General features: G+C 44.1%; 15 protein-coding genes. 10 read left to right on the top strand and 5 right to left on the bottom strand.

Annotated features, from left to right (window positions below):
- Nucleotides 1–36: 36 nt before the first annotated feature.
- The 4 genes from prmB to SNR28_RS21520 all read left to right on the top strand — a co-directional run bounded on the left by prmB (nt 37) and on the right by SNR28_RS21520 (nt 3,101).
- Nucleotides 37–972, top strand: a complete 936-nt coding sequence (gene prmB / locus SNR28_RS21535; protein WP_375750781.1) for a 50S ribosomal protein L3 N(5)-glutamine methyltransferase — start codon at nt 37–39, stop codon at nt 970–972.
- Between the two features lie 174 nt (nt 973–1,146).
- A complete protein-coding gene (gene aroC, locus SNR28_RS21530) occupies nt 1,147–2,232 on the top strand; it encodes a chorismate synthase (protein WP_375750779.1) in 1,086 nt (361 codons plus the stop codon).
- 65 nt (nt 2,233–2,297) lie between these two features.
- Nucleotides 2,298–2,828 carry an elongation factor P hydroxylase gene (locus tag SNR28_RS21525; RefSeq protein WP_375750778.1) on the top strand — a complete coding sequence of 177 codons (531 nt, stop codon included), beginning with the start codon at nt 2,298–2,300 and terminating at the stop codon, nt 2,826–2,828.
- Nucleotides 2,829–2,837: 9 nt separating this feature from the next.
- The gene (locus SNR28_RS21520; RefSeq protein ID WP_375750776.1) at nt 2,838–3,101 is read left to right on the top strand and encodes a YfcL family protein; all 264 of its coding nucleotides are present in this window, start codon (nt 2,838–2,840) and stop codon (nt 3,099–3,101) included.
- Between the two features lie 90 nt (nt 3,102–3,191).
- On the opposite strand, the gene SNR28_RS21515 is transcribed toward SNR28_RS21520, so the two are convergent.
- Nucleotides 3,192–3,674, bottom strand: coding sequence for an Lrp/AsnC family transcriptional regulator (locus SNR28_RS21515; RefSeq protein ID WP_375750775.1), 483 nt, complete (start codon nt 3,672–3,674; stop codon nt 3,192–3,194).
- A 139-nt stretch (nt 3,675–3,813) separates the two neighbouring features.
- Here SNR28_RS21515 and SNR28_RS21510 point away from each other — a divergent pair, with 139 nt between their 5' ends.
- Entirely contained in the window at nt 3,814–4,416 is a 603-nt protein-coding gene (locus tag SNR28_RS21510; protein ID WP_375750774.1) for a LysE family translocator, read from the top strand.
- A 16-nt stretch (nt 4,417–4,432) separates the two neighbouring features.
- The gene (locus tag SNR28_RS21505) at nt 4,433–4,639 is read left to right on the top strand and encodes a hypothetical protein (protein WP_375750773.1); all 207 of its coding nucleotides are present in this window, start codon (nt 4,433–4,435) and stop codon (nt 4,637–4,639) included.
- Nucleotides 4,640–4,675: 36 nt separating this feature from the next.
- On the opposite strand, the gene SNR28_RS21500 is transcribed toward SNR28_RS21505, so the two are convergent.
- Together SNR28_RS21500 and SNR28_RS21495 are read right to left on the bottom strand one after the other, a co-directional pair.
- Nucleotides 4,676–5,437, bottom strand: a complete 762-nt coding sequence (locus SNR28_RS21500; protein WP_375750772.1) for an alpha/beta fold hydrolase — start codon at nt 5,435–5,437, stop codon at nt 4,676–4,678.
- A 78-nt stretch (nt 5,438–5,515) separates the two neighbouring features.
- Complete coding sequence (locus SNR28_RS21495) at nt 5,516–6,685, bottom strand: benzoate/H(+) symporter BenE family transporter (RefSeq protein WP_375754140.1); 1,170 nt, start codon at nt 6,683–6,685, stop codon at nt 5,516–5,518.
- A 101-nt stretch (nt 6,686–6,786) separates the two neighbouring features.
- Between SNR28_RS21495 and SNR28_RS21490 the strand changes: the two genes are divergently transcribed.
- The 3 genes from SNR28_RS21490 (at nt 6,787) to SNR28_RS21480 (ending at nt 8,965) form a co-directional block, all read left to right on the top strand.
- Entirely contained in the window at nt 6,787–7,326 is a 540-nt protein-coding gene (locus tag SNR28_RS21490) for a helix-turn-helix domain-containing protein (protein ID WP_375750770.1), read from the top strand.
- A gap of 121 nt (nt 7,327–7,447) precedes the next feature.
- Nucleotides 7,448–8,104: a DUF1007 family protein gene (locus tag SNR28_RS21485; RefSeq protein ID WP_375750769.1), complete on the top strand. Its 657-nt coding sequence runs from the start codon at nt 7,448–7,450 to the stop codon at nt 8,102–8,104.
- Complete coding sequence (locus SNR28_RS21480; protein WP_375750768.1) at nt 8,105–8,965, top strand: nickel/cobalt transporter; 861 nt, start codon at nt 8,105–8,107, stop codon at nt 8,963–8,965.
- Between the two features lie 150 nt (nt 8,966–9,115).
- Here the strand turns inward: SNR28_RS21480 and SNR28_RS21475 are convergent, their stop codons facing one another.
- Entirely contained in the window at nt 9,116–9,592 is a 477-nt protein-coding gene (locus SNR28_RS21475) for a GNAT family N-acetyltransferase (RefSeq protein WP_375750766.1), read from the bottom strand.
- Between the two features lie 115 nt (nt 9,593–9,707).
- Entirely contained in the window at nt 9,708–11,714 is a 2,007-nt protein-coding gene (gene mnmC, locus SNR28_RS21470; RefSeq protein ID WP_375750764.1) for a bifunctional tRNA (5-methylaminomethyl-2-thiouridine)(34)-methyltransferase MnmD/FAD-dependent 5-carboxymethylaminomethyl-2-thiouridine(34) oxidoreductase MnmC, read from the bottom strand.
- Nucleotides 11,715–11,855: 141 nt separating this feature from the next.
- Between mnmC and fabB the strand changes: the two genes are divergently transcribed.
- Nucleotides 11,856–13,067 (top strand): beta-ketoacyl-ACP synthase I, encoded by a 1,212-nt coding sequence (fabB, locus tag SNR28_RS21465; RefSeq protein WP_375750763.1) that lies wholly within the window; start codon nt 11,856–11,858, stop codon nt 13,065–13,067.
- The last annotated feature ends 51 nt before the right edge of the window (nt 13,068–13,118 follow it).

Below are 13,118 nucleotides of genomic sequence, written 5' to 3'. Positions count from 1 at the left end.
CCGAAATCTGGTTAACTGTGCTTCTGGGAGGCAATATTGGATAAGATTTTTGTGGAAGAAGTGGTATCAGAGCTGTATACCCTTCAGGACATGGTTCGCTGGACAGTAAGTCGTTTTAATGCAGCCGGACTTTTTTATGGTCACGGTACAGACAACGCATGGGATGAGGCGGTTCAGCTGATACTACCTACGCTTTATCTTCCTATTGATGTTCCTCCTCACGTGTTGAACTCAAGGCTGACAACAAGTGAGCGCCAGCGCATCGTGAATCGAGTGGTGAAACGAATTAATGAAAGAACCCCAACCGCGTACCTTACTAACAAAGCTTGGTTCTGTGGTCTGGAGTTTTTTGTTGATGAGCGTGTACTTGTGCCTCGTTCACCAATCGGTGAACTGATTGAAGCGCAATTCCAGCCTTGGCTTGTTCAGGAGCCACACCGCATTATGGATCTGTGTACTGGCAGTGGCTGCATCGCGATCGCATGTGCTCACGCGTTCCCGGAAGCAGAAGTGGATGCGATTGATATTTCTGCAGATGCATTAGAAGTTGCAGAACAGAATATTCAGGATCACGGCATGGAACAGCAAGTGTTCCCGGTTCGCTCTGATTTATTCCGAGACCTTCCTGATGGTGACAAGTACGACCTTATTGTTTCCAACCCTCCATATGTTGACGAAGAAGATATGGGTAGCCTGCCTGAAGAGTTTACTCACGAGCCAGAGCTTGGCTTGGCTGCAGGTAGTGATGGTTTGAAACTGGTTCGTCGTATACTTGCAAATGCACCAGACTATCTGAACGAGAATGGCATCCTTATCTGTGAAGTCGGTAATTCAATGGTTCATATGATGGAGCAATATCCTCAGATCCCATTCACCTGGGTTGAGTTTGAAAATGGCGGACACGGTGTGTTCATGCTGACTCGAGAGCAGATGCTGGAACACTCAGATGAGTTTAGCCTGTATAAAGACTAATATCAGTCTAACAAAATCATGTTGTTAAGAATCACCAGCCTTGCGCTGGTGATTTTTTATGTGAATAGTCGGTATAAGGACTTTACATCGCCTGATGATAAAGCGACTATGTTTGGCACGAAAAACAGAAATTTTAAGTTCACTATGTAAAGTGAGCTTTACAATGAGGATGTAATGGCAGGAAATAGCATTGGACAACTTTTTAGAGTAACCACATTCGGTGAGAGTCACGGTATTGCACTGGGATGTATCGTCGACGGTTGCCCTCCGGGGTTGCAAATTGATGAGTCGGATCTGCAAAAAGATCTCGATCGTCGCAGACCGGGAACATCCCGCTATACCACCGCGCGTCGTGAACCGGATGAAGTTAAAATATTATCTGGTGTTTTTGAAGGTCAAACGACGGGCACTTCCATTGGTCTGTTGATTGAAAACACCGATCAGCGCTCCAAAGATTACTCAGAAATTAAAGACAAGTTCCGCCCTGGACATGCCGACTACACTTATCACCAAAAATACGGTGTAAGGGATTATCGAGGGGGTGGACGTTCATCTGCACGCGAAACCGCTATGCGTGTTGCCGCAGGTGCCATTGCGAAAAAATACCTTCAGCAAGAATTCGGTATCGAAGTAAGAGCCTACCTTTCGCAGATGGGCGACGTAGCTATCGATAAAGTGGATTGGGATGAAATCGAAAACAACCCATTCTTCTGTCCTGACGCGGATAAAGTTGAAGCGTTTGATGAACTGATAAGAGACCTGAAAAAAGAAGGTGACTCTATTGGTGCTAAGCTCCAGGTTGTCGCAACAAATGTACCTGTTGGCCTTGGTGAGCCAGTATTTGATCGCCTGGATGCAGATATCGCTCATGCGCTGATGGGTATTAATGCTGTTAAAGGTGTTGAGATCGGAGACGGCTTTGACGTTGTGAAACAAAAGGGCAGTGAGCACCGCGATCCTCTTACTCCTGAAGGTTTTAAGAGCAATCATGCTGGTGGTATTTTGGGTGGCATCTCATCCGGTCAGGATGTGGTGGCCAATATTGCACTCAAGCCAACCTCAAGTATCACAGTTCCAGGTGAAACAATTACAAAATCGGGTGAACCGACTCAGCTGATCACCAAAGGTCGCCATGATCCTTGTGTCGGCATTCGTGCGGTGCCAATCGCTGAAGCGATGCTCGCGATTGTTCTGATGGACCACCTGTTAAGACACCGTGGTCAGAATCAGGGTGTGATTACAGAAACTCCGCAAATCTAATCCAGTGGCTCCCTTCGCAGGAAGGGAGCTATTTTTTGTCCTAACTATTCAGTCCACGACTTTACATGCCACATCTGTATCAAGACTTAATCACCATTTTCAATCAGACTTTCTATGATGAGTTCAATACTAAACTCGAATTAGGTGGCGATGAACCGATCTATTTACCTGCAGATGAAAAGGTGAGTTTCCACCGTATTATTTTTGCGCGCGGATTTTATGCATCAGCGTTACATGAGATAGCACACTGGTGTGTTGCAGGCCCTAAGAGAAGGTTGCTGGAGGATTTCGGTTATTGGTATGAACCTGATGGACGTACCGAGCAGGTACAAGCTGAGTTTGAAAAGGTGGAAATCAGACCGCAGGCCTATGAATGGATATTATCAATGAGTGCGAGTTTTCCGTTCAACGTAAGCTGTGACAACCTTCATGGTGATTTTGAGCCGGATAGGTTAGCGTTTATGGCAAAAGTACATAAAGAGGTAAGTGGGATTCTTGATAGTGGAATGCCACCTCGTGTGAAAGCACTGTCCGAGGCGCTACGAGATTTTTACCATCAGTCCGAACTGGATATTGCTCAGTTTGAAGTCAAATAGAGATAGATAATGATTTTAGAATACGAAGAAAAATTACTTGAGATGATCGATGCATCTGTTGAAACGGCTTCCGATGATGAGCTATTTGCCGGGGGATATTTAAGAGGCCACATTTCACTTGCCGCAGCAGCGTGTGAGTCGGAAGGGGTAGATGATATCTCCGAATTGCAGAACAAAATTAATCAGAGCCTTGATGATGCCCGTTCTGAATTATCGCCGGCTGACAGAGTCGTCGTTGGCGATCTCTGGACCAGATTACAATCAGAAGCATAAGTTTTCTCCGCTAAATAGCAACTCAATGCCAATCAGTTTTACTGGTTGGCATTTTTTGACCACCGTGACTTCAGTGTGAGTTTAGCTTGTTCAGTCCAGCGGAATCATCTGACTGTTTTTCACTTCTTTTACTGAGATATTGGAGTGTAGTGCGCTCACTCCTTTTACTCGCCTTAGCAGACTGATTCGCTCGTAGTACTCATCAAGGTCACGGGCGATCACCTGAACAATGTAGTCGGCACCACCAGCAATGCAGTGACAAAGTGGGATCCAATCTGTTGACGATACAAACTCTTCAAAGTAATCCGTATTTTCTATCTCGTGACTGCCCAATGAGACAAGGGTAAAACCCACCATACTAAAGCCCAGTTTTTTACGGTTTAGTACAGCTGTGTATTCGGAGATATAGTCATCCTCTTCCAGTCTTTTCCACCTGCGCCAGCATGGTGTTTCGCTTAGATTTACCTTTTCTGAAAGCTTGCTATTACTTATTCGCCCGTCACTCTGAATAAATCTCAGCATTGACAGATCCGTATCGTCAAGTAGCTCTTGAGGTGATTCTTTCTTTTTCATAAATAAAGTGGAAATATTCTGCCTATAATTGTTTAAATGATAACGTAAAAAGCAAATTTATTCCTCTCCAGTTTAATAAACTATCTCTGTTACCAATCAACACCGACTGATTTATTGTGTTCTTAATGGGGGAGAACTTATGAGTGCTCAGGTTATCGTTGCCTTTCTATTTTTCGCTGTATCCATGACTATTACACCAGGCGCTGGCAACCTGACGTTGCTGGGTATATCTAATCGATTTGGTTTTTCAGCGGCTCTTCCATTTGTGGCGGGGACAACTTTTGGTGTGTTGATCGTCTTTGCTGGGACCAGTGCCGGATTGATGAGTGTTCTAAACTCTATCCCTGAGTTATACAGCGTAATTAAGTATCTTGGCGCTTTGTATCTCCTATATATTGCGTGGGGGATATGCACATTCAGGATGGAAGAAGAGGCTAACTCGGATTCGTCATCGGGATTTATATCGGGAACACTGATTCAGGTATTAAACCCGAAAGCCTGGATCGCTGCGATGACGGTTTTCTCACAGTTTATTGAGACGTCAGGAAACTACTTAGTTCAGGTTGTCATAATTATCGCTGCATTCTTGTTGGTCACGACATTGAGTACCACGATATGGGCGTACTTTGGTTCACTATTAAAACGATTACTGCATTCGCCTAATCAGATGCTTGCGGTAAACCGCTGTCTAGGAGCCATACTGGCTATGACGGTCGTGTTTATGCTGACTCAAACGAGCTAAGTAGATGTGACGTATTGTGATGAAGGTAAACTTGGCTATGAAGGTAAACTACACCTTTCACGATGGAATGGCTGTTTGTCGTGATGAGTCAGGTAGCACCAATGAAAAGAGCTACCTTGTTATCTTGGCGAATACTGGCAATCAAAAGGTTGCCAGAAAGAAAAGCTTTCGAACCCGTAGAGCTTATGCGATAACCAGCGACAACCAATCTCACTCAAAGTAACAGTCCTAAAGTCTAGATAGCGGCGAACTAAAATGACTAGTGGCTTTGTACTATGCTCTGTGAGTGCTCAAAACTGCCATGTTGTAGAAAGTAAATCGCTTGCTTTGCAACTTCAGCATGGTAACGCATGTTTGAGTGACCGACTTCAATTTCGATAAAATCGCTCATGTTATCCAACTTTGTTGATTCGACTGAAACTAATCCATCATTAGGGCCATCAAAGTAACTGTTTGTGAAACTGGTCCCTTTTGTTCCTGCAATCACACCAATGTTGATATCCAGTTCTTTCAGTTGATTACCTAGGCTGTTTTCGCCTGTGACAAGCGCCTGACTTATCTCTCCACCCACTTCCATCAGCCATGAATTATTGTAGTGATCTGCCACTTCACTGCCTTTGTTGGGTGTTCCCATCAGCACCACTTCACCGAGGCGTTCACTTCCAACAAAATCTTCATGATTTTGCAGATAGGAGCGAATAACCAACCCACCAAGCGAGTGACCAACAAAGTGCACCTTAGGTGCAGAGTTTGTGCAAAAGTCCATCTGTTCGGTGGTTGAAGAAAGAACGGATTCGATGCTTTCACCAATGCTGGAATAGTTCAGGGTACAGACAATATAGCCAGCATTCTCAAGACGTTGGGTAAAGCGCCACATGGCGAAATCACTTCGACCAAGACCATGAGCTAACACAACCACCTGATCGTCAGGCTGATATTGCTTTGGCTCATTGGCAGACGTAGAGCAACCTGCGATGAATAGAAGCAGGGAACTAATAAGAACAGATATAAATTTATTCATATAAAATTAAGTGATAAAAGTAAACTATCGAGTGTACTTTAAAGATGTTTGCATCTAAATTGCAATAAAAAATTCTATTTATCTGGATACCTTTGTGATCCTAAGATGCAGTAAACCGACCAATAATCCCCACAATGTTGCACTAATACCCATAAAGCTTATCCCGGAGAGCGTAATGAGAAATGTAAGTAGTGCTGACTCTTTATAGCCTTCTTCTTTAAACGCAGTTTGCAGGCACATCAGCAAGGTTCCCAATAGTGCAAAACCTGCAAGTATTGCCGTTATCTGTTGTGGCAGCGATAGAAATACTGCAACGACGGAAGTAGCAAAAACACCGGCGATAAGATAGAAACCTCCCGCCCACAATACCGCCCGATAACGTTGGTTTTTATTAGCATCAACTTCCGGTGTCATGCATATTGCTGCCGAAATTGCAGCGAGGTTAACGCTCAGGCCACCAAAGGGAGCAAATAAAATGTTGGTTAGGCCAGTGCCGACAAGAATCGGCTTAATCGGTGTCTTGTAGTCGTAGCTTTTCATCATAGCTATTCCGGGTAAGTTCTGAGAAATCATGGTGATTAAATACAAAGGAATAGCAAGATTGAGCATGGCTGAGAAATCGAACTCCGGGGAGCTCCAGACAGGCATAGCAATAGATACGTTAGCGGTTTGAAACGCGGTACTATTTGCTGAACTGCCGGAAAATGCGGCAAACAATATACCGGCTAATAACAAAACAAGCATGGTGTATCTGGGTAGAAAGTGTTTTGCCATTAGGTAGGTAGCAAACATGCCTAAAAATATAAGTGGTGTGCTGGTAACCGTTTCAAAACCTTTGAGGCAAAATGGCAAAAGTATAGCTCCCAGCATCGCAGTACCGAGTTGAGGGGGGATACGTTCCAGCGCTTTGCTCAAAGGAGTAATTAACCCAGTAAGCAAAATGAGCAAGCCGGATATTCCAAATGCACCAATGACTTCTGCCATCTCATATTGAGACGCAGCACCTACTAGCATTGCCGCCCCGGGTGTAGACCAGGCGGTTAGAATCGGGGTTTTATAAAACCAGGAGTAACCAATGGAGGTCAGTCCCATAGCGATACCTAGAGCCAGAAGCCAGCTTTCAATTTGATCTGGTGTCGCCCCTGATGCCGTTGCCGCTTGAATAATAATCACGACGGAACTGGTATATCCGACTAAAACAGCGGTGAAGCCTGCTGCCATGTGACTCACATTGAAGAAACTTTTCATCATAACCTCCACCGATATTGTGTTAGTATCTTTTTGTGCGTAATAACGCACAAGGAACAAGATATCACTGTGCGTTATAGCGCACAAGGGAGAGTTTGAACGTGAAAGATTCGATATTTAAAACTGAGATAGCTAGCAAACTAAAAGCAGAGCGAAAGGATAAAGGGCTGAGTTTAGATGCAACATCTAAATTAACTGGCGTATCTAAAGCGATGTTAGGGCAAATAGAAAGAGGAGAGTCCAGCCCAACGATCTCTACGCTATGGAAGATTTCCAGTGGTTTAGGAACTTCTTTTTCAGCCTTCTTTGCTAGCGAGCCTGATTTGCGTTCAAGCGACAGGGCTTTTCCGGATGACCCAAGAATGAAGGTCAACACTTTGTTTCCATACAAAGCGGACTCTGGTATGGAAATGTTTGAGATTACTCTGAAAGAACATCACCAACAGCTCTCTTCTGCTCATGCTGCTGGGGTGATCGAACATGTTCATGTGTTAGAAGGCGAGCTTAATCTTTTTTTCGATAATCAATGGCACCGAATGAGCGCAGGGGACAGTATCCGTTTTTATAGCGATCAGCCTCATGGATACGAAGCGATCACCGAATCAACCACTTTCCAGAATATAGTTTGCTATCCACGTTGAAGTGATAGTTGAGTAATTGACGAAAAACTAACATTGAAATGAGTTCGTTCTTAGTTCGTGTCATCGCAAGAAAATAAACGTTATGTTATAACGTTTATTTTCTTGTTCTGTATTTTGTATCATGTTCTCAAACAAAAACTACTTACTGACCTTTTTTGGGGCTTTTATACTCGCCTGTTTTTCCGGCAGTACTATCGCACACCCGCACTCTTGGGTGTCTCTGGATACAACCATCAATGTCGACGACGAAAGTATCGTCTCGCTCTCTATGGAGTGGGAATTTGATGCGATGACGTCTGCGTATATGTTGTCAGACGAAAACATAAATAGCAGTAACAGAGAAGAAACCTTCAGCCGCATTGCCAATGAGATAGTGGAGAATATGTTAGCCAACCATTACTTCACCTACTTTTATCGTGGTGAAGAGCCTATTCGCTATAAGAAAGTGGAAACTGGCGAGTTGGTTCAGCGTGGCGCTAAGCTGACGCTAAGTTTCGAGCTTGAAATGGCAGAACCAGTAGGGCTAGATACTCAAGACTTAAGTCTGTTGATATTTGATTCAACCCATTTCGTTGATATGAGCTGGGAGCAAGAAGAGTCTATTAAGTTGGCTCATACTTATTCCGATGTGTGCGATATTCAAATTATTCAGCCGACCCCAACTGCAGAACAACTGGCCTATGCAATGTCTCTATCTGTTGATGACGATCCAGATAGTGAACTGGGGAAATTGTTCACACAACGTGCTCGGTTGAACTGCAAGCCGAGGAATAATTAAATGCGTTTCTTCTCTGTCAAAATAGTCGCAGCTTCGGCATTGTTGGTCTTTTCTGCGCTTTTAGTAACGGTCTGGAATAACTTCCCGTCTTACTGGGTTCAACTGTTAAAGCTTCAGAGAGATATTGTTGACTCCCTTAGCGAATATCTGGTGTTGATCAGTCAAGGGGAAACCCAGTTTGGCTTATATATATTGGCATTCAGTTTCTTATATGGCTTGTTGCACTCGGTTTCTCCTGGTCATGGCAAAACTGCTATCACCTCGATTGCACTAATTAATAATTACCGTCGTCGCAGAGCAATATTGTTGGTAGGAGCAATCGCGTTTCTTCAGGCCGTCAGTGCCTGCGTGTTATTTGGAGCATCTTCTTTCCTTGCTGAACTATTCTCTCTAAAACTGGCCGACAATGTCCGCATTCTGACTCAAAGCTGTGGTGTTTTGATTATTGCACTTGGTGTCAAGGAGTTGATCGAGTTAGCTGTAGACGGAATAAGGCACAAGGGTTCGGACAGTAGCGATGAAGAGAGCAACGAGAAAACTATCTCCTGGTATGCACTACTGCTTATTGGACTTAGACCTTGCACAGGAGCGGTATTAGTACTGTTTCTGGCTAACATGCTGGGTAGTTTTAGCTGGGGGCTGATGAGTACACTTGTTATGGCGTTAGGAACGGCTATCACCAACTCGTTTTTAGTATTCAATGCGTTAACCATTCAAAGTAACCTTAATCACGTTGGGTCTGATAAACACCAATGGCTGAGAAATCTCTCTACTGTACTGTTGTCATTTGCAATGATGTTTTCAGGCTTTATTTTGTTTAGTTTTGCCAACTTGTCAGGGCTTCAGAGCTTTGTTCGTTAACAATATTTTGATTCGTTAATAAGGGAATATAGTGAGTAAATTTAATGAAGCAGCATATTCCATACAACATATTGCGATGGCGATGGCGATGGCGATGGCAGAAAAAATCATAATATCTGTTGGTTAATAGCAGCTTAAAAATATGCTTTGCTATATGGACCTTTCCATTCTGTATAGATCCCAGGACTCACCTTCAAAGGTAACCCTGTTGTTCTCTGTCTTTACAACTTCAAATCCCAGAGATTTATAACAAGCTATTGCTGGAGCGTTATGAGTAAAGACAGCGAGGCTTAATCTGGTGCAATTAAGCTGTTCTTTGGCCTTTGATATTAATGCCTCAAGCATGCTTGTAGATAAGCCTTTTCCTCGGAACTCTTTAGCGATAAAAACACGACAAATACGATAATGATCTTCAGAGACTTTAAAGAGCTCGACATACCCGGCGTTTTTACCTTCGACAACAAGAACATAAGGGTAAACCTCAGGTTTCGCACAATGAACTGAGATTTGCTCTAACGTTAATGGGAACTGGAAGTGCGGGCCCCCCCATAGATAGTTCAGTTTTTCAGAGTCTATCCACTGTATCAGTATGTCGTAATATTGTTCAGAAAAATGTACTAGTTTCATATTTAAACCGAAGTTCCAATAAGTTGAGCTATCAGGCCGTGCAGGATTAGCTTTGATATGAGTTAATCCAATAGGGTAAGTTTCCAACGTATCAGTCGCGAGAGGATGTTAATTATTAAACCACAGGTTTCCCTTTCAACAGCCTTCTAACCCACATTCTTCCAGTATGGAGTTCCTCAAGTACATCTACTGGCAGAGGTAGCGGGTCCCCTGCGATTTGAGAGGCCAGCAGTTCTGCCATTAATGGTGCAGAGCTTAGGCCCCTTGAACCAAGCCCAATAAAACCAAATAGATTTTGGTAAACCGGAATTAGCTCAGCACTCTCTTTGTTGTTCCTTAAATCGGCATATTGTTCGAGTGTTTTTTCAAAATCGCAGATGTTACCGACGAACGGTAGGTGATCGCGAGTTACACAACGCACTCCCTGACGAGATTGGTTACCACTGGTATCGACGTCTTTTACCCAGTCTTGTTGTGGTAAACAACGAGCCAGCTTTAATCCATTTTCTGCTTGAGCATCCTGGTCGAAAACCTGATCGATATTTTCTCTATCATAGCTGGCACCGATACAGTGATGACCGTTGCTTGGATTCTGAGGTGTCATATAACCATCGTAACAAAGGACAGTTTTGAGTTTGGAAAGTGTCTCTGTCGTTGGGATATGGCTTACTTGTCCTTTTACGCTTGAAGCCGCAATATGCTTTGCCTGCTCAAACTGGCTGAACTTGTGGCCATTAGCAATCACAACGGCTTGATGGGAAATTGTTTTGCCGTTTACAGATATTGCCCAGCTTCCATCTTCAGCCTGCTCTAAGCTGTCAACAGAGTGGTTAAAGTAGACATTAAAGCATTCGTTTTCATTTAACTCCGAGATTAACCCTTGAGTCAGCTGTTTAGGACATAGCCATCCACCAAGCGGGTAGCTGACGGATTCAGTTCCTGTATCGAGGCCAACAGCGTTAGCGGTCGCTTCCGGTGAAAGTTTTTGAATAAGCTCTTCAGTAAACCCACCTTCCAACATCTTGTCTAGCTTCTCTCCGGCTTTGTCGTTCCAGGCAAGTTGAGTGACACCACACCAGTCGTGGTCGAAAGGAAAGCGTTCAGCAGCTTGCTCTACAAATTGTCTGGCAAAAATAAATGCAGGGGCAAACACGCGAGATAACCCAGTATGTGAGCCATTTAATAGCGGATATACCGCTCCCTGTCTGTTACCTGATGCGTTCATTGCAGCTTCGGAATCTGCGCAATACAGAGATACTTGAATACCTCGATTCACCAGAGAGCGTGCGAGCGTAGCACTGGCGATACCACCACCAATAATGGCGATATCTTGTACATCATGATTTTGTGGTCGGCTATACCAAGGAACATGGTTTGTGTATGCGGGTTTGACAGGTAAGTTGCCTGCGATCATATCTCGCTTGGTTCCAAACCCCTTTACTTTCTTCATGTCGAAGCCAGCTTGAATCAGCCCACGACGTACGAAACCAGCTGCTGTAAATGTGGCGCAGGTACAGTCTTGCTTAGCCAATTTAGCCATGTTGTTGAACAGATCCTGATTCCACATTTCTGGGTTTTTGCTAGGCGCAAAGCCATCCAGGAACCACGCGTTAACAATACCATCCTCGTTAGTTGGTACTTTTGGCATGCACTCTTTGATATCGCCAAACCACAGATCAAGAGTGATGGCGCCATCTGCTAACACAACTCGATGACACTCTGGAACCGCTATTGGATAGTGTTTTTGCAGTTGTTCTGCGTATTCTGACAACTCTGGCCATGCTTCATGAGCCTTGATTAAGTCCTCTTTCCTTAAAGGAAACTTCTCAAAACTGATGAAATGCAGCTCTTTTACAGCAGAATCTGGGTTTTCCTGTCGAAATTTCTCAAACCACTGCCATACTGCTAAGAAGTTTAAACCTGTACCAAAGCCAGTTTCTGCGATAACAAATCTTCTACGATCATAAGATTGCCATCTTTCTGGCAGATGATTTTGTTTGAGAAAAACGTATCGAGTCTCTTCAAGACCGTTTACGTTAGAGAAATAGACATCGTCAAAGTGTTCAGATACGGGGGTGCCGGATTCATTCCAGCCCAGATCAGCGTTAGAGATAGAGGTCATAGGTTTTGTGTACAAGTAGAGTTAGTCAGGGGATAGTTTAACGAAATTGGCAGGGATTGTACGGCTTTCAAGGAAAGCTGACCACTTTTAGCTGTTAACTTAGTTATTATCTAACGGTTTATATATTTATAGGAATGTGAAATGAAACGCGCTGTCATCACTGGTATGGGTATTATTTCTAGTATCGGTAATAACGTTGAAGAAGTATTAGAGTCTCTTAAAGCAGGTAAATCAGGCATCAACGCGTCTGAGCAATTCAAAGAAATGGGACTTCGTTCTCAGGTTTGGGGTGATCTGGATATTAACCCTTCTGAGCACATCGATCGTAAAAAAATGCGTTTTATGGGTGATGCTGCTGCATACGCATACCTTTCAATGGAACAAGCAATTGCGGATTCTGGTCTGACTGAAGATCAGGTTTCAAATGAGCGTACAGGTCTTGTCGCCGGTTCTGGTGGTGCATCAGCACTTAACCAAACTGTTGCTGTAGACACACTGCGTGAGCGTGGTGTTCGTCGTGTTGGTCCTTACATGGTGCCTCGTACTATGTCATCAACAGTTTCTGCATGTCTTGCAACACCATTTAAAATTCGTGGTGTGAACTACACAATGAGTTCTGCATGTGCAACGTCTGCACACTGTATCGGTCACGCACTTGAGCTTATCCAGCTAGGCAAGCAAGATGTTATTTTCGCTGGTGGTGGTGAAGAGCTGGACTGGACTCAGACTATGATGTTCGACGCAATGGGCGCGCTATCTACTAAGTACAATGAAACTCCAGAAAAAGCTTCTCGTACTTACGATGCTAACCGTGACGGTTTTGTTATCTCTGGTGGTGGCGGTATCGTTGTTATCGAAGAACTTGAGCACGCACTTGCTCGTGGCGCGAAGATTTACGGTGAAGTAGTAGGTTACGGTGCCACATCTGACGGCTACGACATGACAGCGCCATCAGGTGAAGGCGCTGTTCGTTGTATGAAGATGGCGATGCAGGATGTTGAAGACATCGACTATGTGAACACTCACGGTACATCAACACCAGTTGGTGATGGTGCAGAGCTAAAAGCCATTCAGGAAGTGTTTGGCGGCAACAGCCCTGCAATCTCTGCAACTAAGGCGATGACTGGTCACGCTCTGGGCGCGGCAGGTGTACATGAAGCAATTTATTCTACACTTATGCTAGAGAACGGATTTATTGCGCCAAGTATCAATATCGAGGAACTGGACGAAGCAGCACAAGGTCTTGATATTGTCACTGAGCGTCGTGATCAGGAAATCAAAACCATCATGTCAAACAGCTTTGGTTTTGGTGGTACTAACGCGACACTAGTGATTAAGAAATACGAAGGTTAATTCTCAGGGAAGTAACCTCAGGGTTTCCAGAATCGATCAGGGAACTGATCA

This window comes from Vibrio iocasae (genome assembly GCF_042245395.1).
Taxonomy (GTDB): Bacteria; Pseudomonadota; Gammaproteobacteria; order Enterobacterales; family Vibrionaceae; genus Vibrio; species Vibrio iocasae.
Note: the sequence above shows the minus strand (reverse complement) of the source record. Positions and strands in the feature narration are given on the sequence as shown.